Genomic DNA, 22645 nt, shown 5'->3' with positions numbered 1-22645 from the left:
CCGCCCGTCCCTCCCCCCGCCTCCGGCCGGGAGGCACCCCCGCCCACCGCAGGAGCCCCCGCCATCGAGCACACCGCCGTCGAACCTCCCGCCAACGGCCACCCGTTGCCGCACCCCGACCAGGCCCCGCCCGCCACCCTCCCGGTCCCCGCGCCCGCGGCCGGGGTGGGCCCGCCCGCCGGACGGCTCGGCCCCTTCCTCACCAACGGGCAGGCCGGCGAACAGCTGGCCCTGCTGAACGAGGTCGGCGGCAAGGTCGGCACCACGCTGGACCTCGGCTTCACCGCCCACGAGCTGTGCCAGGTGCTGGTCCCCCGGATCGCCGACTTCGCCTGCGTGGACCTGGTGGACGGGCTGATCTCGGACTCCGAGCTGCCCGCCGCCCGCCCGGACGACGACACCATGCTGCGCCGGGTCGCCCTGGTCCACAACGAGACCGGCGGCGCCTGGGACCACGTGCTCTCCGAGGGCTCGCTGGTCAGCATGCCCCGCCGCACCCCGCCCGGGATGGCCCTGCAGCTGAACCAGCCGGTGCTGGTCCCGGTGGTCAGCCCGGACGTGGCGGTCGACTACGCGATCGCGCTCGGCGGCGCCCAGTTGGCCCCGGTGGTCACCGGCCGCTCGATGCTGGTCGTCCCGCTCTCCGCCCGCGGCACCGTGCTCGGCATCCTCAAGCTGCTGCGGCTGCCGGACCGCGCCCCCTTCGACGAGGGAGACGCCGCGACCTTCAAGGAGCTGGCCGCCCGCGCCGCGCTGTCGCTGGACAACGCCCGGCTGCACCGCGCCGAGGCGCGGGTCGCCACCACCCTGCAGCGCTCGATGATCCCGACCCGCCCGCCGCAGATCCCCGGCGTGCAGATCGCCCACCGCTACCTCCCCGGCGACCCCAAGGCCGAGGTCGGCGGCGACTGGTTCGACGCGATCCAGCTGCCCGGCAGCCGGGTCGCCCTGGTGGTCGGCGACGTGATGGGCCACGGCCTGCACTCGGCGGCCGCGATGGGCCGCTTCCGCACCGCCATGCAGACCCTCGCCGCCCTGGACCTGCCGCCCGGCCAGCTGCTGCGCCATCTGGACAACCTGGCCCACAAGCTCGGCGACGACCACCTCGCGACCTGCCTCTACGCGGTCTACGACCCGATCAACCGGACCTGCGAGCTGGCCAGCGCCGGCCACGTCCCGCCGGTCCTGGTGCACCCGGACGGCAGCGGCGAGCTGCTGGAGATCCCGGCCGGCGCGCCGATCGGCGTCGGCGGGGTGCCGTTCGTCGCCAAGACCATCGACGTCTCGGACGGCTCGATGCTGGTGCTCTGCACCGACGGCCTGGTCGAGGTCCGGGGCGGGGACATAGGGGCCGGCCTGGCCGCGCTCTGCGGCAACCTGATCGACCCCCGGCAGAGCCCCGAGCAGGCCTGCGACGAGGTGCTGCGACGGCTGCACTCGGACGACCGCAAGGACGACGTCGCCCTGCTGGTGGCCCGCTTCGACGGGGTCGCCCCGTCCGAGGTGGCCACCTGGGACCTCACCGTGGACCACCGCGAGGTCGGCCGGGCCCGCTCGCTGGTGCGCGAGCAACTGGCCGGCTGGCACCTGGAGGCGCTCAGCGACACCACCGAACTGCTGGTCAGCGAACTGGTGACGAACGCCGTCCGGGTCGCCCGGGACACCGTGAAGCTCCAGCTGATCCGGGTGGACAAACTGCTCGTCGAGGTCAGCGACGACAACCACAACCTGCCCTCGCTGGAGCCGGCCGAGCAGCTCGGCGAGACCGGTCGCGGCCTCACCCTGGTCACCAAGCTCGCCGAACGCTGGGGCACCGCCCGCAAGGCGGTGGGCAAGGTCGTCTGGTTCGAGCTCCCGCTCCCGCACGCCTGACGGCCGCGCCGACGGCCGCCGGACGCCGAACGGCCGCGTGCGGGCACCCGTACGCGGCCGGTGGAACGTCGTCGGCACCCGTCAGGGGATGACGGCGCCCGCCGAGCGGCGCCGCCGGGCCTCCACCGCGACCTCCCGCGAGGCGGCCGCGGCCACCGAGGCGGCGGCGCCGACCCCGGCCAGCACCCTCGGCCAGAAGTCCCCGAAGACCTCGACCGAGACGGCGATCAGCAGCGCGGTGATCACCGCGACCACGTGCTCCAGGCCGGCCAGGTTCGGCAGCACCACCGCCTCGCCGATCATCACCGCCACCACCAGGCCGCCGGTGAACCAGGCCCGGCAGCGGAACGCGATGCAGATCGCCAGTGCCACCACCGCGGCCGAGGGCCCGGTGTCCCGCACGTAGGCGACCCACTTCGGGAAGCCGAACAGGTGGTGCGGCCCGATCGCCACGCCGACCCGGGCGAACAGCGTGCCCGCCAGGGTGCAGGTGTAGGCGACCACCAGGGTCATCCGCCGGCCGAGCACGATCTCGGCGATCGCGAAGACCACGAAGACCTGGGCCAGCGCCCCCCAGACCGGAAGGTCCAGCGCCGGCACGTACAGCGAGAGCGGGGTCCGCAGCAGCGAGACGTCCAGCGGCAGCGCCGCCCGCACCACCCCGATGTTGTTGACGAAACGCTCTCCGCCCGGCAGGTGCTGGACGATGCTGAACAGCAGGATCAGAAACGTCGCGACGGTGGCCAGCGGAACGGCGGCGAACTTCTTTCGCACCACCGCGTCCCGGACCGTCGCGAACAACGTTCCCCACTCGGCGACAGCGGCCGATCCGGCGATTGCCAGCGGCCCCTTTCGCACGCCCCCCGCGTGGGTCCTGTGAATCACAACTTTCTCCGAATCCCCGAACTCTCGACTACTCCAACATTAGAAGCCTCTTAACAAAGCCACATCGGCACGGATGTGGAGCGGGGTCATCCTCTGGGGGGAGGCAATCCCCCCATCGGCCCCCCATTTCGACCGACCGGCCCCCTCCGCCCCCCGACGGAGGGCTACCCCTTCCCGTCCCGGGCCGCGACCGGGGCCCGGGGCGCCACCACGGCGGCCCGGGCGTGCCGGCGGCGGAACAGGGCGGGCAGGCTCGGCGCGACGATGAAACCCTCGGCGCGCGCGCTCGCGATGCCGATCCGCGGAATCTCGCTGCTCTTCTCGAAGAGCAGGTAGCGCGGTTCCCAGATCGGCCGGTACTTGGCATTGGCGCGGTACAGCGACTCGATCTGCCACCAGCGCGAGAAGAATCCCAGGACCGAACGCCACAGCCGCAGCACCGGGCCGGCGCCGAGGCGCGAACCGCGTTCGAAGACCGAGCGGAACATCGCGAAGTTCAGCGAGACCCGCTTCAGCCCGACCTCCTCGGCGCGCTGCAGCAGCTCGATGACCATGAACTCCATCAGGCCGTTCTCGGTGTCCCGGGCCCGGCGCATCAGGTCCAGCGAGAGCCCGTCCGGGCCCCACGGCACGAAGCTGAGCAGCGCCTTGAGCTCGCCGTCGCCGTCGTGGCACTCCAGCATCACGCAGCGGCCGTCGCCCGGGTCCCCGAGCCGGCCGAGGGCCATCGAGAAGCCGCGCTCGGTGGCCCCGTCGCGCCACTCGTCGGCCTTGGCCACCAGCTCGGCCATCTCCTCCTCCGAGATGTCCTCGTGGCGGCGGATCCGCACCGTGTAACCGGCCCGCTTGACCCGGTTGTAGGCCTGCCGGACCACCCGCATCGCGCGGCCGTCCAGCGAGAACTCGTCCAGCTCGACGATCGCCTCGTCGCCCAGCTCCAGCGCGTCCAGCCCGTGCCGGGCGTAGATCACCCCGGCCTCCTCGGAGGCGCCCATCACGGCCGGCGCCCAGGCGTGCTCACGGGCCTCGGACAGCCAGGCGTCGATCGCGCCCGGCCAGGCCTCCGGGTCGCCGATCGGGTCGCCCGAGGCGAGCGAGACGCCGCCGATCACCCGGTAGGTGACCGCCGCCTTGCCGCTGGGGGAGAAGACCACCGCCTTGTCCCGGCGCAGCGCGAAGTAGCCGAGCGAGTCCCGCTCGCCCTGCTTGTCCAGCAGGCCGCGCAGCTGCGCCTCGTCCTCGGCGGTGAGCAGCTCCTTGCCGCGCGGGCTGCGGAAGGCCACGTACAGCACCAGCAGGAAGAGCACCGCGCCCATCGCGTTGATCGCGGCGTTCACCCAGGTCGGCGCGGCGATCACCGAGCGCAGGTGCTCGGACGGGGTGATCGTGATCATCCGGCCGACCGAGTAGCGGAACAGGTCCCAGAAGCCGGCGCCGGACAGCTCGTTGGTCAGCCAGACCAGCAGCGCGCCCACCCCGCCGCCGAACGCCAGCCCGGCGACGAAGGTGGCCGCCGCGGTCTTCGGGTTGGAGCTGTCGCCCTTGGACGTGAACTCCTTGCGCCCGATCAGCAGCGCCAGCACGAACAGGCAGGTCAGGACGGTGGAGATGTAGTTGAGCGGGTGGGAGTCGAAGCGCTCGTCCGGCACCAGCATGGCCGCCAGGTACAGCAGCGCGAACATCCCGCCGAGCGCCGTGTTGAAGATCCACGCGGCCCGCTTGCGCCTCCGCATCGCGATCGCGAGGAACACCGACAGCACCGCGCTGGCCAGGCCCGCGGTCATCAGGTACGGGGTGAAGTACTCGCCCTCGTTGTGCTCGTAGACCTGGTCGCGGAAGGGCACCAGGAGCACCGTCGCCACGTTCAGCAGCGCGATCAGCCGCAGGTACCAGACGGAGGCCGCGGCGGCCCTCGGACGCCAGCGGTCCAGCACGTCGCCGGGCCGGGGTCCGTGGGACGTGGCGGACGGCTCCGACTTCACAGTGGACGACACAGCTCAATTCCAAACGATCAGATGGTGGGGCGCATCCGCAAACGGCCCGGCGTCGGGCGCCCGCTCGGGCCCGACGGACTGACCGGCGACCTCACCCGGCCGACCGCCCGATTTGGAGGATGCGGCCGGAAAAGGGTCAGCCAACTCCATGTTTCCCCACCGAACCTGAGAATTGCGTGAACCGGGTAGCGGATTCCCACCCCCGCCGAACGGCGGGGGTGATCAGCCCCCGGCGTTCGGCACCCCACTCGCACAACCCCTACTCTCGAAACGACCCACGCGGACCGCCCCGACCCGGCCGCCCGAACCGAGGAGGCACCATCACCACCACCCGCGTGCTGATCGTCGACGACGAGATCCTGGTCCGCTCCGGCCTGGGCCTGATCGTCGGCTCCGCCGACGACCTGGAGGTGGTCGGCGACTGCTCCGGCGGACAGGCCGAGGAACACGTCCAGCGGCTTCGCCCGCACGTGGTGCTGCTCGACATCCGGATGCCCGACCTCGACGGCATCTCGGTGCTGCGCCGCCTGCGCGCCCTGCCCGAACCGCCCGCCGTGGCGATGCTCACCACCTTCGACACCGACGAGTACATCGGCACCGCGCTGCGGGCCGGCGCGGCCGGGTTCCTGCTCAAGGACACCGCCCCCGAGCAGCTGGTGCACGCCGTCCGGGTGCTCGCGGCCGGCGGCAACATCCTCTCCCCGACCGTCACCCGCACCGTGATCGGCGGCTACGTGGACGGCGGCGGCCCGGACGCCGAGGCCACCGCGCTCGCCCGCACCCTCACCGGCCGCGAGCTCGACGTGCTCGCGCTGCTCGGCGAGGGCCTGTCCAACGCCGAGATCGCCGACCGGCTCTTCCTCGGCACCGGCACGGTCAAGGACCACATCAGCGCGATCCTCGGCAAGCTCGGCGCCGCCAACCGGGTCCAGGCCGCCGTCCTGGCCCACCGGGCCGGGCTGGTCCGGCCCAAGCCCGGCGACGGGGCATGACGGCCGCCGACCAACTGCCGTCCAGACGGCTGCCGGCCTGGTGCACCGCCCCCTGGCTGATGCTGCTGCTGCCCGTCCTCTACTCCCTGCTGGACGCCGCCCTGGTGGCCCGGGAGGCCGCCTGGTGGCAGGTGGCGCTGTCCACGCTGGCCGCCGTCGCCCTGTTCTGGCGCCGGCGCTTCCCGGTGACCGTGCTGCTGCTCACCATGCCGGGCAGCTTCGTGGACGAGATCTGGCTGGCCCCGATCACGGCCGTCTACTCGGTGGCCGCCGAGCGCCCCCGCCCCCGGATCGTGATCCCCTGCGGCGTCCTGTTCGCCCTGGTCGAGTTCTTCCACTGGCCGCTGCCCGAGGGTCTCCTCGACCTCAGCCGCACCACCGCGCTGGACGCCATCCAGGCCGTGATGCTGGCGGCCGGCCCGGCCGCCACCGGTCTGCTCGCCCGCACCCGGCGGGAGCTGGCCGCCCGCCTGGACGAGCTGACCCGCGGCCAGGAGCGGGAGAGCCGGCTGCTGGCCGAGCGGGTGCTGATCAGCGAGCGCGGCCGGCTGGCCCGGGAGATGCACGACGTGGTCTCGCACCAGGTCAGCCTGATCAGCATCCAGGCCGGAGCGCTCCAGGTGAGCAGCCCCGACCCGGCGGCCGTGACCGCCGCCCGCACCATCCGCGAGCTGTCCGTGCGGACCCTGGACGAGCTGCGCCAGATGGTCGGTGTGCTGCGCGGCACCGGCGGGCTGCCGGACGCCCCGCTCGCCCCGCAGCCCCGGCTGGCCGACCTGCCCCGGCTGATCGAGGAGAGCGGCCTGACCGCCGACTCCGAGCTGGTCCCCGGCGACCGCCCGTGGCCGGAGGCGGTCGAACGGGCCGCCTACCGCACCGTCCAGGAGGCGCTCACCAACATCACCAAGTACGCCCCGGAGGCGGCGGTGCACGTGCGGGTCCGGGCGAAGGGCCGCCGGCTGCGGGTCGAGGTCCGCAACGACGCGCCGCCGCTGCACCCCACCGAGACGCTGCCGGGTGGCGGCCACGGTCTCGTCGGCCTGCGCGAGCGCGCCCAGCTGCTGGGCGGCACCCTCACCGCCGGGCCGACCCCGGACGGCGGCTTCGAGGTCCGCGCCGAACTCCCGGCCAGCCGCGGCTGATCCGCCCCGGCCCGGCGGAGGCACCGGTGCCGGCGGCCGTCGGGCAGGGGCGGACGACAAAAAAGCCCCGCAGATCCATAGATCTGCGGGGCTTCGCTGTGCGCGAGGGGGGAGTTGAACCCCCACGCCCTTTCGGGCACTGGAACCTGAATCCAGCGCGTCTGCCTATTCCGCCACCCGCGCATGGGTGTTGTCCTCGTTGCCGACCGATCTTCCGGGGTGCTCGGTACCATTGGTACTTCGCACTTCCTTGGACCGGCCTCCCTTTCGGGCGGCCCTTCCGACATGGAAAACATTAGCACGACCTGGGGGGCTGCTCCGAATCCGTTGTCCGGGGATCCCGGTGACACTCGAACCCATGCCCGACGAACGCCCGTACGACTTCCGGAAGGGCGATCCGGCGGGCGCACCTGGCGTGCCGTACCCGAAATGCGTCACCCTGTGTGTCCGAGCCCACCCCCGGGCACCACACGGTCCGGGAACCGTACGGAAGGGCCCGGCGTGGATACGATCAGTACGGAAGTACCGCAAGTAGGAGGCGCGACCGGGTCCCGGGCGGGATCCGGCCGGCAGGCAGGCGAACGAACCCTGGAAGGGGGTGCCCCATGGGAGTGCTGAAGAAGTTCGAGCAGCGGCTCGAGGGTCTCGTCAACGGCACCTTCGCCAAGGTGTTCAAGTCCGAGGTCCAGCCCGTGGAGATCGCCGGAGCGCTGCAGCGCGAGTGCGACAACAACGCGAGCATCTGGAACCGCGACCGCACCGTCGTGCCGAACGACTTCATCGTCGAGCTGAGCCCGCACGACCACGAGCGGCTCAGTCCCTACTCCGGGCAGCTCGGCACCGAGCTGGCCGGCATGGTCCGCGAGTACGCGGAGGCCCAGCGGTACACGTTCATGGGTCCGCTCCAGGTGAACCTGGAGAAGGCGGACGACCTGGACACCGGGCTGTACCGGGTGCGCAGCCGCACCCTCGCGGCCGAGGAGCCCCCGCAGCAGCAGTACGCGCCGCCGCAGCCGGGCTACGACCGTCCGCCGGCCGCTCCCGCCCCCGGCGCACCGTGGCAGCAGCCCGGCGCCGGCCAGTACAGCGCGCCCCCGCCGCCGGCCGCGCCCCCCGCGATGCCCCCCGGCCCGCCCGCGCCCGCCGGCGGCAACGTCCGGGCCTTCCCCGGCGCCGGCCACGGCGGCGCCGGGATGCGCCGCTGGGTCGAGGTGAACGGCGCCCGGCACCAGATCACCGGCTCGGCCTGCGTGCTCGGCCGGTCGACCGAGGCGGACGTGCGGATCGACGACCCCGGGGTCTCCCGCAAGCACGCCGAGATCCGACCCGGCACGCCCTCGATGGTGCTCGACCTGGGGTCCACCAACGGCATCGTGGTGGACGGACAGCACACCCAGCGCGCTACGCTCCGCGACGGCTCTCGAATCGTCGTGGGCTCCACCACCATCGTCTACCGGCAGGTCGAAGGGTAGTGTCCGAATTGTTCGCGCGCCTCGCTCACCGACTGGCGGGACGGCCATGTCAGAACTGACCCTCACGGTCATGCGGCTGGGCTTCCTGGCCGTGCTGTGGCTGTTCGTCATCGTCGCGATCCAGGTGATCCGCAGCGACCTGTTCGGCACCAAGGTGAACCCGCGGTCCTCCCGTCGCGGCACGAACGCCACGGCCGCCGGCGGCGCCGCCACCGCGACCGCCGCCACCGCCGCGCGCGCCGCGGCACCGGCCCAGGCCGGCCCCGCGGCGGGCCAGACCCAGGGCGGCGGGGGGCGCCGTCGCGGCGGCCCGACCCAGCTCGTCGTGGTGCAGGGCTCGCTGGCCGGCACCACGGTGGCGCTCCAGGGCCAGACCATCACGCTCGGCCGCGCGCACGACTCCACCATCGTGCTGGACGACGACTACGCGTCCTCCCGGCATGCCAGGATCTATCCGGATCAGACTGGGCAGTGGACGGTCGAGGATCTAGGCTCCACCAACGGCACCTATCTGGACCGGCAGCGCCTGACCGCGCCCACCCCGCTCCAGCCGGGCATGCCGATCCGTATCGGCAGGACCGTCATCGAACTGCGGAAGTAGTTGGCGCATGAGGGACAGCATCCCGTCCATGACCCAGAGGGGGGCACAGGTCGCATGACCCTGGTGCTGCGCTTCGCCGCCGGCTCCCACAAGGGACTGATCCGGGAGGGGAACGAGGACTCCGGCTACGCCGGGCCGCGGCTGCTGGCCGTGGCCGACGGCATGGGCGGTGCGGCGGCCGGCGAGGTCGCGTCCTCCGAGGTGCTCGGCTCGATCGTCCGGCTGGACGAGGACGTGCCGGGCGCCGACCTGCTGACCCTGCTGGGCGACGCCGTCCAGGGCGCCAACGACCGGCTCCGGCTGATGGTCGAGGAGGACCCGCAGCTGGAGGGCATGGGTTGCACCCTGACCGCCATGCTGTGGACGGGTCAGCGGATGGGCCTGGTGCACGTCGGCGACTCCCGCGCCTACCTGCTGCGCGACGGCTCCCTGGTGCAGATCACCCAGGACCACACCTGGGTGCAGCGTCTGGTCGACGAGGGCCGGATCACGCCCGAGGAGGCCGAGACCCACCCGCAGCGCTCGCTGCTGATGCGGGCGCTGGACGGCCGCGGCCAGGTCGAGCCCGACCTGTCGATCCGCGAGGTCCGGGCCGGCGACCGCTACCTGATCTGCTCCGACGGCCTCTCCGGCCCGGTCAGCCACCAGACCCTCCAGGACACCCTCGGCAGCTACTACTCGCCCGAGCAGACCGTGCAGGAGCTGATCCAGCTCGCGCTGCGCGGCGGCGGTCCGGACAACATCACCTGCATCGTGGCGGACGTCATCGACGTCGGCGCCACGGACACCATGAGCGGCCAGTTCAACGACGTCCCGGTGGTGGTCGGCGCGGTCGCCGACGCCCCGCCGTCCTCGGCCGCCGCCGACCGCTCGATCGCGGACACCCCGGCCGGCCGCGCCGCCGGCCTCGGCCGCGGCCCGCAGGGCGCCTTCGGCCCGGCCGAGGGCTACCAGGAGGGCTACGGCGCCGCGCACGGCGGCTTCGGCCCCGCCGAGGGGTACGAGGGCGGGTACGGCTCCGGCGAGCCCTCGGTGTACGGCACCGAGGACTTCGACGAGGAGCGGCCCGCGAAGCGCAAGCGCAAGGGCCTGACCGTCTCGCTGGCCGTCCTGGTCACGCTCGGCCTGCTCGGCGGCGCCGGCTGGTTCGGCTACCAGTGGACCCAGGACCAGTACTACGTCGGCACCCAGGACGACCACGTCGCGATCTACCAGGGCATCAACCAGAACCTGGCCGGTCTGAGCCTGTCCTCGGTGCACTCCTCGTACAGCAAGATCCAGCTGAAGTGGCTGCCCGAGGACCAGCAGGTCCACGTGAAGAAGACCATCTCGGTCGGCAGCATGAAGGACGCCCAGTCCACGGTCAACGAGCTCGACGGCTGGGTCCAGCTCTGCCAGCGGGCGGCGAGGGCGACCGCCCCGGCCGCACCGCCGGCCACCCAGGCGGCGCAGGCCGCGTACCTGGCCACCACGCCCACCCCGACCGAGAAGAACCGCGGCCCGGCCGCGGCGACACCGACCACCTCGCCCTCGGGCACGCCCGCGCCGACCGCTCCGGGGGCACCCGCCCCGGCGCCGAGCACCACCCCTCCGGTGGCCGGCGCGCAGGGCGACCAGGCTCCGCTGACCGATGACGAACTCAGCCGGGCCAACTCCTGCCCGAAGCAGTGACGTCCGTGATCCGACATAGGTCCGCCCCGAGCGGGCTTGCCGGCCGTCAGGGAGCGGTCACCACGTGAGCAGCTACGACCTGAGCGAAGAAACCACCCGGTCCGGCCGGCGCCGGGCGGCTGAACGTGCCGTCCCCCGCCGCCGGGGCAACACCACGATCTCCCCGCAGGAGACGCCCAACCGGCGCAACACCGAGCTGGCCCTGCTGGTCTTCGCGGTGCTGGTGCCGGTCCTCGCGTACGCCAACGTCGGCCTCGCGATGGACGGCAAGCTGCCCACCGGCATGCTCGGCTACGGGCTCGGCATGGGCGCCCTGGCGGTGGTCGCGCACCTGCTGGTGCGCCGCTTCGCGCCGTACGCGGACCCGCTGATGCTGCCGATCGCCACCCTGCTGAACGGGCTCGGGGTGGTGATGATCTGGCGGCTCGACAAGGCGGGCAAGCTGCTCAGGGGCAACTACCCGGCGGCCGAGAACCAGCTGATGTGGTCGGCGCTCGGGATCGCCGGCTTCATCGGGGTGATGGTGCTGCTGAAGGACCACCGGGTGCTGCAGCGCTACACCTACATCTCGATGGTGGTGGCCCTGGTCCTGCTCGCCGCGCCGGCCTTCTTCCCGTCCCGGGCGGAGGACTTCGGCGCCAAGATCTGGATCCGGATGGGCAGCTTCTCCATCCAGCCGGGCGAGTTCGCCAAGATCGTCCTGACGGTGTTCTTCGCCGGCTACCTGATGGTCAAGCGGGACGCCCTGGCGCTGGCCAGCCGCCGGTTCATGGGCCTGTACCTGCCGCGCGGCCGCGACCTCGGCCCGATCGTCGTGATCTGGCTGCTCAGCCTGCTGATCCTGATCTTCGAGAATGACCTGGGCACGTCCTTCCTGTTCTTCGGCCTGTTCGTGGTGATGCTCTACGTCGCCACCGAGCGGACCAGCTGGATCCTGTTCGGCCTGCTGATGTCGGTCGGCGGCGCGGTCGCGGTCGCCTCGACCGCCAGCCACGTGAAGGTCCGCATCGACGCCTGGCTCGACCCGATGGCCGCCTTCAGCGCGAACCCGCCGAAGGGCGCCACCGAGCAGATCGGCCAGTCGCTGATGGCGCTCGGCTCGGGCGGGGTCACCGGCTCCGGCCTCGGCCAGGGCCGCTCCTGGCTGATCGCCTTCGCGGCCAAGAGCGACTTCATCCTGGGCTCCTTCGGCGAGGAGCTCGGACTGACCGGCCTGATGGCGATCTTCCTGCTGTACGCGCTGCTGGTGCAGCGCGGCCTGCGCACCGCGCTCGCCGCCCGCGACCCGTTCGGCAAGCTGTTCGCCGTCGGCCTCTCCTCGGCGATGGCGATCCAGGTGTTCGTCGTGGCCGGCGGTGTCACCGGGCTGATCCCGCTCACCGGTATGACCATGCCGTTCCTCGCCCAGGGCGGTTCGTCCGTGGTCGCCAACTGGGCGCTGGTCGCGATCCTGCTGAAGATCAGCGACAGCGCCCGCCGGCCCGGGGCCGAACCGGCCCCGGCCGCCACCGAGGGCCAGGGAGGACCCGCCCGATGAACAAGCCGATCCGCCGGGTCTCGATCTTCTGCCTCGTCCTGATCCTGGCCCTGATGGTGCGCACCAACTGGGTGCAGGGCGTCCAGGCCGAGTCCTGGGCCACCAACAAGAACAACAAGCGCCAGCTGTACGACCGCTACGCCCACCCGCGCGGCAACATCATCGTCAGCGGCCAGCCGGTCACGAAGTCGGACTTCGTCGACGGCCTGCGCTACAAGTACAAGCGCTCCTGGGTCGACGGCCCGATGTACGCCCCGGTGACCGGCTACTCCTCCCAGGCCTACGGCTCCAACCAGCTGGAGAACCTGGAGGACGGCATCCTCTCCGGGACGGACGACCGGCTGTTCTTCCGCAACACCCTGGACATGCTGACCGGCGAGCAGAAGCGCGGCGGCGACGTCGTCACCACTATCAACGCCAAGGTCCAGAAGGCGGCCTTCGACGCCATGGGCAACAAGAAGGGCGCGGTGGTCGCCCTCGACCCGAAGACCGGCGCGATCCTCGGGCTGGTCTCCACCCCGTCCTACGACCCCGGCACCTTCGCCGGCGGCGAGGCCGCCGACACCAAGGCGTGGACGGACCTCAACGCGGACCCGAACAAGCCGATGCTCAACCGGGCGCTGAAGGAGACCTATCCGCCCGGCTCGACCTTCAAGCTGGTCACCGCGACCGCGGCGTTCGAGAACGGCCGCTACCAGAGCATCGACGACGCCACGGACACGCCCGAGCCGTACATCCTGCCGAACACCACCACCCAGCTGAAGAACGAGAGCCCGAACGAGCGCTGCGAGAACGCGACCGTCAAGTCCGGGATGGACCAGTCCTGCAACACGGTCTTCGCCAAGATGGGCGCGGACCTGGGCAAGGAGCGGATGCGCGCGCAGGCCGAGAAGTTCGGCTTCAACAGCACGATCGACACCCCGGTCCGGTCCGAGAAGAGCATCTTCCCGGACAGCCCGAGCTTGGACGGCACCGCCCAGGACTCGATCGGCCAGCACGACACCCGCGCCACCCCGCTCCAGATGGCCATGGTCTCCGCCGCCATCGCCAACAACGGCAGCCTGATGCAGCCGTACCTGGTCGACCAGGAGCGCTCGGCCACCCTGACCACCGTCTCCAAGCACACCGAGAAGCAGTTCTCCCAGGCGATGAGCCCGGCCACCGCGCAGAAGATGCAGGACCTGATGGTCTCGGTGGTCGAGAACGGCACCGGCACCAACGCCAAGATCCCCGGCCTCCAGGTCGGCGGCAAGACCGGCACCGCGCAGCACGGCGAGGACAACGCGGGGCTGCCCTTCGCCTGGTTCACCTCCTGGGCCAAGACCGCGGACGGTCAGTCGGTCGCGGTCGCGGTGGTGGTCGAGGACGGTTCCCAGAACCGCGACGGCATCAGCGGCGGCCGGCTCGCGGCCCCGATCGCCAAGGCGGTGATGCAGGCCGCTCTCGGCAAGTAGGAGCGTGGATCCGAGGTGAGGGGAACGTCACGATCGCCGGCCCCGTCCGGATACCGGTCTGATATCGGCCGACGGCTGACTCCGGTCCGGTGCGGTGCGACCGGTAGCGTATCCGCCAGCAGCGGGTGTGCCCGTTGCCGCCCGCGAGGCACCGCACGGCTCGGCCGGAGAACCGGTCGCGGACCGCGCGGCGTCACCCAGAGCGTGCGGGGACACCTACGTCACAACCTCACCGGCGGGTGAGGGAGAGGGTCTGAACTATGGAAGAGCCTCGTCGCCTCGGCGGCAGGTACGAGCTCGGCGGCGTCCTAGGACGCGGCGGCATGGCCGAGGTGTACCTCGCCCATGACACCCGACTCGGCCGCTCCGTCGCAGTGAAGACGCTCCGGGCCGACATGGCCCGGGATCCGTCGTTCCAGGCCCGCTTCCGCCGCGAGGCGCAGTCGGCCGCGTCCCTGAACCATCCCGCGATCGTCGCCGTGTACGACACCGGCGAGGACTACATCGACGGCATCTCCATCCCGTACATCGTGATGGAGTACGTCGAGGGGTCCACGCTGCGCGAGCTGCTGCACTCCGGCCGCCGGCTGCTGCCCGAGCGCGCCCTGGAGATGACCATCGGCATCCTCCAGGCCCTGGAGTACTCGCACCGGGCCGGCATCGTGCACCGCGACATCAAGCCGGCCAACGTGATGCTGACCCGGCAGGGCAACGTCAAGGTCATGGACTTCGGCATCGCCCGTGCGATGGGTGACGCCGGTATGACCATGACGCAGACCTCGGCCGTCATCGGCACCGCCCAGTACCTCTCCCCCGAGCAGGCCAAGGGCGAGCAGGTCGACGCCCGCTCCGACCTCTACTCCACCGGCTGCCTGCTCTACGAGCTGCTGACCGTGCGCCCGCCGTTCGTCGGCGACTCGCCGGTCGCGGTGGCCTACCAGCACGTCCGGGAGGAGCCGCAGCCGCCGTCCGTCTTCGACCCCGAGGTGCGCCCCGAGGTCGACGCGATCGTGCTGAAGGCGCTCGCCAAGGACCGCGACTACCGCTACCAGACCGCCGACGAGATGCGCGACGACATCGAGCGCTTCCTCGACGGCCTGCCCGTGGCCGCCGCCCAGCAGGCCGCGTACGGCATGGGCGCGGCCGGGTACGGCTACGACCAGAACGGCTACCCGCAGCAGCACGACCCGTACGGCCAGACCAACGTGCTGCCGCAGCAGCCCGGCGGCGGCCCGACCACCGTCCTGCCGCAGACCTCCGGGCAGCCCGGTTACGGGCAGCAGGGCGGCTACCAGGACGACGGCTACGGCCAGACCTACGCCGGAGCCGCGGGCGGCGGCAACGACGACGGCTACGGCCGCGGCGGCGGCCGGCGGGGCGAGGACCCGCCGAAGAAGAGCAACACCTCCTGGGTCGTGCTGGCGGTGGCCGCCGTGCTGGTCCTGGTCGGCACCTTCTTCGTCGCCCAGGCGATGTTCGGCGACAAGGGCACCAAGGAGGCTGCGAAGGTCACCGCCCCGAACCTGGTCGGCAAGACCCTGGCCGAGGCCAGGACGGCCGCCGCCGGGGCCGGCCCCAAGCTCGTGGTGACCGAGGGCGACAAGATCGCCTGCCCGGACACCAACGTCAAGAAGGACCAGGTCTGCACCCAGACCCCGACGGCGGGCACCCAGGTCGCGGAGACCTCCACCATCACGGTGCAGGTCTCCTCGGGCCCGGCCAAGGCGCAGGTCCCCGGCGTGGTCGGCAAGCCCAAGGACCAGGCCGTCAAGGCGCTCGCCGACCTCGGCTTCACCAACGTCACCACCGAGTACAAGGACGACGACAACGCCGCGCAGGACACCGTCACCGCCCAGGACCCGGCGGCCAACGCGGCCGTCGACCCGAGCGCCGCGATCAAGCTGACCGTGTCGCAGGGCAAGGCCAAGGTGAACGTGCCGAACGTGGTCGGCGCCCAGAAGGAGGACGCGACGGCCACCCTCCAGGGCCTCGGCTTCCAGGTGGACGCCTCGAAGACCGCGCCGGCCCCCGACCCGAGCAAGGTCAACACCGTCTCCTTCCAGTCGATCCCGGCCAACACCAAGGCCCCGGCCAACTCCAAGATCGCGCTGACCATCTTCAAGGCGCAGGACAAGCCCCAGGTCCCGCCGCTGCAGAACGTCAAGCTGAGCGACGTCGGGCCCCAGCTGCAGAAGCTCGGCCTGACCTACATCGTGGTCAGCGGCCCTTCGGACCCGAACGCGACGGTGCAGCAGACCAACCCGCCGGCCGGCACCGCGGTCGACCCGAACACCCAGATCCAGCTGTACACCAAGGCGGCCGAACCGCCCAAAGGGGGCGACCCCACCACCACACCCCCCAAAGGGGACCACTAAGCCTCCGATCTTCCCCTGGTTCGGCTGAACCGGAGGACCAGCAGCACGGAGCACGCCCGAGGGCCCGCCGCAACGCTTGCGGCGGGCCCTCGGGCGTTTCCGTACCCGGCCCCGGAAGGTCCCCGGGAGGTCCCGAGGAGGCCTGTGAGGGGCCTCAGGGGCGCCGCAGCTCCGGCGGCGGGGTGCGCTTGGCGTCCATGTCGTCCACCCGCACCAGGCTGCCCCAGATGGCCATCCGGTAGCGCGAGGTGTACACCGGCGTGCAGGTGGTCAGCGTGATGTAGCGGCCGGGCCCGGCGTAGCCGGAGCGGGCCGGGACGGGCGCCACGATGCCGGTGTCGTACTTGGACGTCTCCGCCAGGGTGCTGTCGACCTTGTAGACGTACCACTTGTCCTGGGTCTCGACCACGACCGCGTCGCCCCGGTGGACGGCGTCCAGGTCGTGGAACTTGGCGCCGTGGCCGTCCCGGTGGGCGGCCAGCGCGAAGTTGCCCTCCTGGTCCCAGGGCATCGCGGCCTTGTACGGCTGCTCGTACACGCCCGCCACGCCGTCGTCCAGGACCTCGGTGGAGGTGCCCAGCCGGATCAGCACCTGGAAGTCCCTGCCCATCGCCGGGACGTGCAGGAAGCCGACGTCGTCCCCGACCGCGAACTGCTTCGGCGCGGCCGCGGGCGCGGCGCCGGGGGCACCGGACGCGCCGGGGGCCGGGGTGGCGCCGGGGGCGGCCGGGGGGCCGGGGTTCGGGCCCGCGGCCCAGCTGCCGCGCAGCCGGTCGGCGGCCTCCGAGGCCGAGCGGTCCGCCTGCACGTTGGTCCACCACAGCGAGTAGGCCACGAACAGGCCGAGCACCAGGCCCAGGGTGATCAACAGCTCGCCGAAGACGCCGAGCGCGGCCAGCGCCCGGTTCCGGCCCCGCCCGGCCCGCGACTCGGGCGGGGGGAAGGCCTCCTGCGCCGGTTCGGCCGACTGCGCGGTCTCGTCCTGCATCTACGGTGTTCCCCCTCCGGGCCGGGCGGCCGGGCGGCTACCCGCCCGTGATCGCGGCCGGCTTGCCCTGGGCACGCGGCCGTTCCTCGATCATCTTGCCAAAGACGATGAGGCGGAACTTGGAGGTGAACTCCGGGGTGCACGTCGTCAGCGTGATGTAGCGGCCGGGACCGGTGTACCCAGCGCCGTTCGGCACCGGCTTGATCACGCTCACGTTGTTCGGGGAGGTCTCCGGGATGCCCCCGGTGACCTCGTAGGTGTAGTACCCGGCGGCGGTCTCCACCACGATCTTGTCGCCCTTGCCGAGCTGGTTGATGTACCGGAACGGCTCGCCGTGGGTGTTGCGGTGGGCCGCCAGCGCGAAGTTGCCCGCCTTGTCGCCCGGCATGCCGGTGCCGCTGTAGTGGCCGACCAGGCCGTTGTCGAGCACCGCCGACTTGGAGGTGCCCTCGGCGATCGGGAACTTCAGCCCCAGCTTGGGCAGGTAGATGATGGCGAAGCCCTTGCCGGGCTCGAACACCTCGGGCTTGTTCGGGTCCGGGGCCGGTTGGCCCGGCTGGACAGGCGGGGCGACCGCGTTGAACTGCTGCTCCAGCTTGTTGCGGGCCCCGTCGGCGGCCTCGTCGGCCTGCACGTTGGTCCACCAGAGCTGGTACGCCACGAAGAGCAGCATCACCACGCCGAGCGTTATGCACAGCTCGCCGACGCCCCGGGCGGCCACCACGAGCAGGGACTCCTTGGGACGCACCCGCCCGGCGGCACGGCCGCCCGCCCGGCGCCGGCCGTTGCCGGAGCGCAGCGAGGTGCGGCCCTGGGCGGCGCGGCGGCGCTCGGCCCGGCCGCCGGTGGGGGCCGGTTCGGCGGCCGGCGCGCCGAGGTCCGGGGGCAGCCGCAGCTGGAGGGTCTGGTCGGGCAGCCAGGGGTACTCGGGCCCGTCCACCAGGGGCTCCTGGGCCTGCTCGTAGACGCCCCAGGCGTCCTCGGGCACGGTCTGCCCCGGGTGCTGCCGGTAGGGCGCACCGCCGGTGCCGTCGTCCTGGCCCGGGTACCCGGGCCCGCCGTACTGCTGCACGGTGCCGTACGGGTCCGCCTCCGGCTGGAAGCGCCGCTCCGGACGCAGCGCGGTCACGCCGGTCAGCCCCGGCCGATCACCGGGGCGAGCCCGGCCGACCGGTCGACCGCCTGCGGGAAGCCGCACTCCGCGAGCCAGTTGGCGAGCATCCGGTGCCCGCCCTCGGTGAGCACCGACTCGGGGTGGAACTGCACGCCCTCGACGGGCAGTTCACGGTGCCTCAGGCCCATGATCACGCCGCTCCCGGTGCGCGCGGTGACCACCAGCTCGGCCGGCACGGTGGCCGGCTCGACCGCGAGCGAGTGGTAGCGGGTCGCGGTCAGCGGCGAGGGCAGGCCCTCGAAGACCCCGCCGTCCTCGTGCTCGACCGGCGAGGTCTTGCCGTGCAGCAGCTCGGGTGCCCGGCCGACCACCGCGCCGTACGCGGCCGCGATCGACTGGAGGCCCAGGCAGACGCCGAACACCGGCAGCCCGATCCGCGCGCAGTGGTGCACCATCTCGATGCAGACCCCGGCCTCCTCGGGGGCGCCGGGCCCGGGGGAGAGCAGCACTCCGTCGAAGCCCTCCTCGCCGGAGCGGCGGACGGCGTGCTCGACGGTCACCTCGTCGTTGCGCACCACCTCGCAGGTGGCGCCGAGCTGGTACAGGTACTGGACCAGGTTGAAGACGAAGCTGTCGTAGTTGTCCACCACCAGGATGCGGGGCGGGGTCGTCCGGGTCGTCATGCGCGCGTGGTCTCCGTGGGGTGCGGTGCGGGAAGGGAGTGCCGGGCCCGCCGGCTCAGCCGGTCGCGGCGCCGTCGCCGCCGTCCACTGTGACGTCGCCGAAGGGGAGCAGCGGTTCCGCCCACGGGAAGACGTAGGTGAAGAGGAGGTAGACGATCCCCAGGACGAGGAGCAGCGAAATGACGGCCCGGACCAGGGTGTTCCCCGGGAGGTGACGCCAGATCCAGCCGTACATGGTGCTCCCTCGACGTAGCGGACTGGGTTAAAGAGTAGACCCGCCGTGCACGGCCGCGGGGCCGGTCCGCTACTGCTGCCCGCCCGCCGACCGCAGCTCGGTGGTGCCGGAGTAGCCGGGCAGGTTCAGCTCGCCGCTCTCCTGGACCTTCCAGCCCAGCCCGTACGCCTGGACGTACTGGAGGTACTTGCGGATCGTCGGGTCCGCGTCGACGGCCGAATGCAGGGCGTCGGTCCGGCCCACCGCCTTGACCACGTACGGCGGGGAGTAGACCCGGCCCTGGAGGAGCAGGGTGTTGCCGACGCAGCGGACGGCGCTGGTGGAGATCAGGCGCTGGTCCATCACCTGCACGCCCTCGGCGCCGCCCCGCCACAGCGCGTTGACCACGGCCTGGATGTCCTGCTGGTGGATGACCAGGTCGTTGACGCGGGGCTCGGGCACCCCCGGGATGCGCGCGGTGGCGTTCGGCGGGGCGTCGTTGAGGGTGACGGTCAGGCCGCCGCCCTGGAGCGGCTCCAGCGCGGCGTCGGAGCGCAGGCCGTCCAGCTGCGCGGTGTCGGCGGGGTCGTGGCCCTGCTGCTCGGTGAGCTGCTGGGCGCGGGCCTGGAGGTCGGCGAGCTGGGACTGCGCCTGCTGGTTCTGCGCGCTGCGCTGGCGGACCACGTCGCCGAGGCTGAGCAGCGAGTTGTCGGTCCGCAGGTCGGTGCCGCGGGCGGTCTGCGCGCTGATGTAGAAGAGCAGACCGGCGAGCGCGAAGACGGCGCAGGTCAGGGCACGTCCGACAATTCGGGTGCCGGAAGGGCGGGTAGGGGCCGGCTCAGGGGGAATCGACAAATTAGTCACCGTACCCTTATCTCCTCAAGACCCGCCGAGCCACTACGCTAACGGACGCCGGTGGCATGTGGCGGAGCGGTCCCCAGGACGTTCTCCACGGCCGACCGCAGCCGATTCCACCCGCTGCACCCTGCGCGGTCTCACAGCGCATCGACAGGAGAGCTCCTCGTGCCGAAGTCTCGACTCCGCAAGAAGTCCGACTACACCCCGCCGACGACGGCCGCGGTGAAGATCAGTTCGGGCCGCAGTTGGGTCGCCCCACTGATGCTGGCGCTGTTCCTGATCGGCCTGGTGTGGATCGTCACCTACTACGTGACCAGCGGCACCTACCCGGTCGAGAGCTGGCGGAACTGGAACATCCTGGTCGGCTTCGGCTTCATCGCCGCAGGGTTCGGCGTCTCCACCCAGTGGAAGTGACGGCCCGCCCGTCCTGAGGCTCTGATTCGAGCCGTTTCCCGCCGCTCCGGACCGCTCGTCCCGGGGCGGCGGTGAGGCGTGCCCGGAACCCGGTCGGGAATCCGGTCGTTTGTCCCCACCATCGGACTGGCGTGCTTATCCACATGGTTATCCACACTGGGGAAAAGTCTCCCCAGCCTGTGGATAACTTTCCCGGGCGGGGCCGTGCACAGCTGTGCACAACTCCCCGGAAACGAGAAAACCGCACAGCAGGACACGCGTAGAACAGCAGTCCGCAACCGAGTGGCCGCACAGCCTGTGCACAACCCCGCACCCGCTGTGGACAAACGTCCGGGCGGTCAGGCCCCGTAGAGGGCCATCCCGGTCAGCAGCATCCCCGCCTCGACCGCCACCGCGCCCGCCACCGCCAGCGCCTGGACCAGGCCGCGGCGCTCGCGCGGGGCGTACATCAGGCCGGCCGCGGTCAGCGCGCCGAGCACCAGCCCGCCGACGTGCGCCCGCCAGTCGATGCCCGGGCGGGAGAAGGTGACGACCAGGTTGAAGACCAGGAACGCCATCGCCGGGCCGAGCGGACCCCTGTTCCGCAGCTGGAGCACGATCGTGGCGCCGATCAGCCCGAAGACCGCCCCGGAGGCGCCCACCGAGTTCATCCAGTCGCCGGCCACCAGGAAGGCGAAGGTGCTGCCGCCCAGGCCGGAGACCAGGTACAGGGCCAGGAAGCGCAGCCGGCCGAGCGCCTCCTCCAGCGTCGGGCCGAGCCAGAACAGCACCAGCATGTTCATCCCGACGTGCCACCACTCCAGGTGCAGGAAGGTGGCGGTCAGCAGCCGGTACCACTGGTCCGGGCCGTCGGCGATGCCCGCCGGGCCGCCGAGGATGTCCCGCCCCGCGCTGAACAGCGACCAGGTCTGGCCCAGCCGCGGGGTGAGCACGTAGGCCGCCAGCACCCAGACCACGACGTTGAGCCCGATCAGCACCCGGGTGACCAGCCCGCCGTCGGCGGCCAGGGCGCCGCCGAACCGGGTGGTCGCCCGACGCGTCCCGGCGTGACCGTCGCCGACGCACTCCGGGCACTGGAAGCCCACCGAGGCGGTCACCATGCACTGCGGGCAGATCGGCCGCTCGCAGCGGGTGCAGGAGACCCCGGTGGGGGTCCGCGGGTGCCGGTAGCAGCCGGGCGGACCGGCCTCCGGGGACCGATCGGCCGACGGCCGCGGCTCGTCCGGGAGCATCAGCGGAGTCCCCTTCCCGTACACGACCTCCGAAACCGCCAGCCTACTGCCGCGCCCCCGCTCCCGGACCGGCTCCCCCACAACCGCCCGCCCGCCGCACGGGCCCGGGTACCGCCCGCCCCTCCGCCCCCACCCGTCACCGCCCCGCGCCCGGCCGCGCCCTCCCGCCCCGACCTGCCCCGCGCCCGTCCGCCACCCCGCAGGGCCCCGCGCCCGTCCGCCACCCCGCAGGGCCCCGCGAACGGCCCACCCCGACCTGCCGTCGGACAAATCAGGATGCATGATCAGCATTCAGGTGGATATGTGCATATAGGACGCCACCCAGGAGGAGAGACTCGTGAGCTTTTCGGATTCGGCCCGAGAGACGGCCACCAGGACCCGGGACACCGCCACACACTTCGCGGACGGCGCCAAGCAGCGCCTCGGCCCCGCCTTGGACGCCTTGGGCCCGAAGGCCGCGCTGGCCGCCCACAACCTCCGCATCCAGTACGACAGGCATCTCGCCCCGCAGATCGGCCACGCCTTCGCCAGCCTGCCGCCGGAGGCCCAGCAGAACGCCCTGAAGGCCCTCCACCGGGCCCAGGAGGCCGCTCTGGCGGCCCGCCTGTCCGCCGCCCGGGCTGCGGACCAGGCCCGCACCACCGTGGCCCCCAGGGTCGCCCAGGCGGTCGAGGAGGCCCGCGCCACCGTCGGCCCGGTCGCCCACGAGGCCCAGACCCGCGGCGCCGCCGCGCTGACCGCCCTCCAGGGCAACGTCAGCTCGGCCGAGATCAGCGAGCTGGCCGCCCGGAACGCCAGGAAGAAGGAATGCAACCGCCTGGCCTCCGGCCTGGCCGTGGCCGGTCTGCTGGCGATCGGCGGCGGCATCGTGGCCTGGCAGTGGTGGCGCCGGCACAGCAACCCGGAGTGGTTGGTCGAGCCCCCGGCACCGCAGGAGCCCCGGCCCACCGGCGCGCACGCCGCGTCCGCGCCGGTGAACGGCTCCGGCCCGGACGCCACCGCCGAGGGCACGGACGGGGCCCCGGTCGGCGAGAACGACGGCCCCGCTACCGAGGACGGCCCCGGGCCGCGCTGACCGTGCGGAGACCGCCGGAAAAGCCGATCGGCCGTCGACCAGGATACAGGGGGGAGGGCGAACGGGAAAACG

19 protein-coding genes and 1 tRNA gene are annotated in these 22645 nt (G+C 72.3%); 11 read left to right on the top strand and 9 right to left on the bottom strand.

The features are described 5' to 3' along the window. The coding region (locus tag ACWGJO_RS35285) for an ATP-binding SpoIIE family protein phosphatase (protein ID WP_452189815.1) at positions 1 to 1872 on the top strand (1872 nt) is incomplete at its 5' end. A gap of 81 nt (positions 1873 to 1953) precedes the next feature. Here ACWGJO_RS35285 and ACWGJO_RS35280 read toward each other — a convergent pair. Together ACWGJO_RS35280 and ACWGJO_RS35275 are read right to left on the bottom strand one after the other, a co-directional pair. Continuing rightward, positions 1954 to 2646, bottom strand: a complete 693-nt coding sequence (locus ACWGJO_RS35280; protein ID WP_387691250.1) for a hypothetical protein — start codon at positions 2644 to 2646, stop codon at positions 1954 to 1956. 275 nt (positions 2647 to 2921) lie between these two features. After that, positions 2922 to 4751, bottom strand: a complete 1830-nt coding sequence (locus ACWGJO_RS35275; RefSeq protein ID WP_452189814.1) for a phosphatidylglycerol lysyltransferase domain-containing protein — start codon at positions 4749 to 4751, stop codon at positions 2922 to 2924. A 341-nt stretch (positions 4752 to 5092) separates the two neighbouring features. Between ACWGJO_RS35275 and ACWGJO_RS35270 the strand changes: the two genes are divergently transcribed. Together ACWGJO_RS35270 and ACWGJO_RS35265 are read left to right on the top strand one after the other, a co-directional pair. Then, entirely contained in the window at positions 5093 to 5743 is a 651-nt protein-coding gene (locus ACWGJO_RS35270; protein ID WP_359912234.1) for a response regulator transcription factor, read from the top strand. Then, complete coding sequence (locus ACWGJO_RS35265) at positions 5740 to 6885, top strand: sensor histidine kinase (protein WP_452189813.1); 1146 nt, start codon at positions 5740 to 5742, stop codon at positions 6883 to 6885. The genes ACWGJO_RS35270 and ACWGJO_RS35265 overlap by 4 nt, the downstream gene beginning before the upstream one ends. Positions 6886 to 6984: 99 nt before the next feature. Here the strand turns inward: ACWGJO_RS35265 and ACWGJO_RS35260 are convergent. Beyond that, a tRNA-Leu gene (locus tag ACWGJO_RS35260) sits at positions 6985 to 7068 on the bottom strand. Between the two features lie 422 nt (positions 7069 to 7490). Here ACWGJO_RS35260 and ACWGJO_RS35255 point away from each other — a divergent pair. The 6 genes from ACWGJO_RS35255 to pknB all read left to right on the top strand — a co-directional run bounded on the left by ACWGJO_RS35255 (position 7491) and on the right by pknB (position 15995). Beyond that, positions 7491 to 8357 (top strand): DUF3662 and FHA domain-containing protein, encoded by an 867-nt coding sequence (locus ACWGJO_RS35255; protein ID WP_359912199.1) that lies wholly within the window; start codon positions 7491 to 7493, stop codon positions 8355 to 8357. 46 nt (positions 8358 to 8403) lie between these two features. After that, positions 8404 to 8958, top strand: a complete 555-nt coding sequence (locus ACWGJO_RS35250) for an FHA domain-containing protein FhaB/FipA (RefSeq protein ID WP_359912202.1) — start codon at positions 8404 to 8406, stop codon at positions 8956 to 8958. Between the two features lie 54 nt (positions 8959 to 9012). Then, a complete protein-coding gene (locus tag ACWGJO_RS35245; RefSeq protein WP_452189812.1) occupies positions 9013 to 10629 on the top strand; it encodes a PP2C family protein-serine/threonine phosphatase in 1617 nt (538 codons plus the stop codon). Between the two features lie 157 nt (positions 10630 to 10786). Continuing rightward, positions 10787 to 12166: an FtsW/RodA/SpoVE family cell cycle protein gene (locus tag ACWGJO_RS35240; protein WP_359912237.1), complete on the top strand. Its 1380-nt coding sequence runs from the start codon at positions 10787 to 10789 to the stop codon at positions 12164 to 12166. Next, a complete protein-coding gene (locus tag ACWGJO_RS35235) occupies positions 12163 to 13620 on the top strand; it encodes a peptidoglycan D,D-transpeptidase FtsI family protein (protein ID WP_452189811.1) in 1458 nt (485 codons plus the stop codon). Before ACWGJO_RS35240 ends, ACWGJO_RS35235 begins: the two co-directional genes overlap by 4 nt. Before the next feature lie 260 nt (positions 13621 to 13880). Beyond that, positions 13881 to 15995: a Stk1 family PASTA domain-containing Ser/Thr kinase gene (gene pknB, locus ACWGJO_RS35230; RefSeq protein WP_452189810.1), complete on the top strand. Its 2115-nt coding sequence runs from the start codon at positions 13881 to 13883 to the stop codon at positions 15993 to 15995. 154 nt (positions 15996 to 16149) lie between these two features. Here pknB and ACWGJO_RS35225 read toward each other — a convergent pair whose 3' ends face one another. The 5 genes from ACWGJO_RS35225 to ACWGJO_RS35205 form a co-directional block, all read right to left on the bottom strand. Beyond that, positions 16150 to 16983: a class E sortase gene (locus ACWGJO_RS35225; protein ID WP_452189809.1), complete on the bottom strand. Its 834-nt coding sequence runs from the start codon at positions 16981 to 16983 to the stop codon at positions 16150 to 16152. Between the two features lie 37 nt (positions 16984 to 17020). Next, on the bottom strand, positions 17021 to 18112 hold the full coding sequence (locus tag ACWGJO_RS35220; protein ID WP_387691267.1) for a class E sortase: 1092 nt from the start codon (positions 18110 to 18112) through the stop codon (positions 17021 to 17023). Between the two features lie 5 nt (positions 18113 to 18117). Beyond that, entirely contained in the window at positions 18118 to 18780 is a 663-nt protein-coding gene (locus ACWGJO_RS35215) for an aminodeoxychorismate/anthranilate synthase component II (RefSeq protein ID WP_359912219.1), read from the bottom strand. Positions 18781 to 18835: 55 nt separating this feature from the next. Continuing rightward, positions 18836 to 19015, bottom strand: a complete 180-nt coding sequence (locus ACWGJO_RS35210) for a hypothetical protein (RefSeq protein WP_049656795.1) — start codon at positions 19013 to 19015, stop codon at positions 18836 to 18838. A gap of 69 nt (positions 19016 to 19084) precedes the next feature. Next, positions 19085 to 19849 (bottom strand): DUF881 domain-containing protein, encoded by a 765-nt coding sequence (locus tag ACWGJO_RS35205; protein ID WP_452189808.1) that lies wholly within the window; start codon positions 19847 to 19849, stop codon positions 19085 to 19087. A gap of 168 nt (positions 19850 to 20017) precedes the next feature. Here ACWGJO_RS35205 and crgA point away from each other — a divergent pair, with 168 nt between their 5' ends. Beyond that, positions 20018 to 20266 (top strand): cell division protein CrgA, encoded by a 249-nt coding sequence (crgA, locus tag ACWGJO_RS35200; RefSeq protein ID WP_224283164.1) that lies wholly within the window; start codon positions 20018 to 20020, stop codon positions 20264 to 20266. Between the two features lie 338 nt (positions 20267 to 20604). On the opposite strand, the gene ACWGJO_RS35195 is transcribed toward crgA, so the two are convergent. Next, the gene (locus ACWGJO_RS35195; protein WP_387691272.1) at positions 20605 to 21498 is read right to left on the bottom strand and encodes a rhomboid family intramembrane serine protease; all 894 of its coding nucleotides are present in this window, start codon (positions 21496 to 21498) and stop codon (positions 20605 to 20607) included. A 337-nt stretch (positions 21499 to 21835) separates the two neighbouring features. Between ACWGJO_RS35195 and ACWGJO_RS35190 the strand changes: the two genes are divergently transcribed. Further along, entirely contained in the window at positions 21836 to 22573 is a 738-nt protein-coding gene (locus ACWGJO_RS35190) for a DUF5324 family protein (RefSeq protein WP_452189807.1), read from the top strand. Positions 22574 to 22645: the final 72 nt, after the last annotated feature.

Source organism: Kitasatospora sp. NPDC054795 (genome assembly GCF_053611565.1).
The sequence above is the reverse complement of the archived record's forward strand: the minus strand, read 5'-3'. Positions and strand labels throughout refer to the sequence as shown.

Bases quoted from the DNA above. Each gene is read 5' to 3' on its own strand.
- ACWGJO_RS35195 (WP_387691272.1), bottom strand. From the start codon at position 21,498: ATGCTCCCGGACGAGCCGCGGCCGTCGGCCGATCGGTCCCCGGAGGCC.
- ACWGJO_RS35225 (WP_452189809.1), bottom strand. From the start codon at position 16,983: ATGCAGGACGAGACCGCGCAGTCGGCCGAACCGGCGCAGGAGGCCTTC.
- ACWGJO_RS35250 (WP_359912202.1), top strand. From the start codon at position 8,404: ATGTCAGAACTGACCCTCACGGTCATGCGGCTGGGCTTCCTGGCCGTG.
- ACWGJO_RS35235 (WP_452189811.1), top strand. From the start codon at position 12,163: ATGAACAAGCCGATCCGCCGGGTCTCGATCTTCTGCCTCGTCCTGATC.
- ACWGJO_RS35210 (WP_049656795.1), bottom strand. From the start codon at position 19,015: ATGTACGGCTGGATCTGGCGTCACCTCCCGGGGAACACCCTGGTCCGG.
- ACWGJO_RS35215 (WP_359912219.1), bottom strand. From the start codon at position 18,780: ATGACGACCCGGACGACCCCGCCCCGCATCCTGGTGGTGGACAACTAC.
- ACWGJO_RS35255 (WP_359912199.1), top strand. From the start codon at position 7,491: ATGGGAGTGCTGAAGAAGTTCGAGCAGCGGCTCGAGGGTCTCGTCAAC.
- ACWGJO_RS35265 (WP_452189813.1), top strand. From the start codon at position 5,740: ATGACGGCCGCCGACCAACTGCCGTCCAGACGGCTGCCGGCCTGGTGC.
- pknB (WP_452189810.1), top strand. From the start codon at position 13,881: ATGGAAGAGCCTCGTCGCCTCGGCGGCAGGTACGAGCTCGGCGGCGTC.
- ACWGJO_RS35245 (WP_452189812.1), top strand. From the start codon at position 9,013: ATGACCCTGGTGCTGCGCTTCGCCGCCGGCTCCCACAAGGGACTGATC.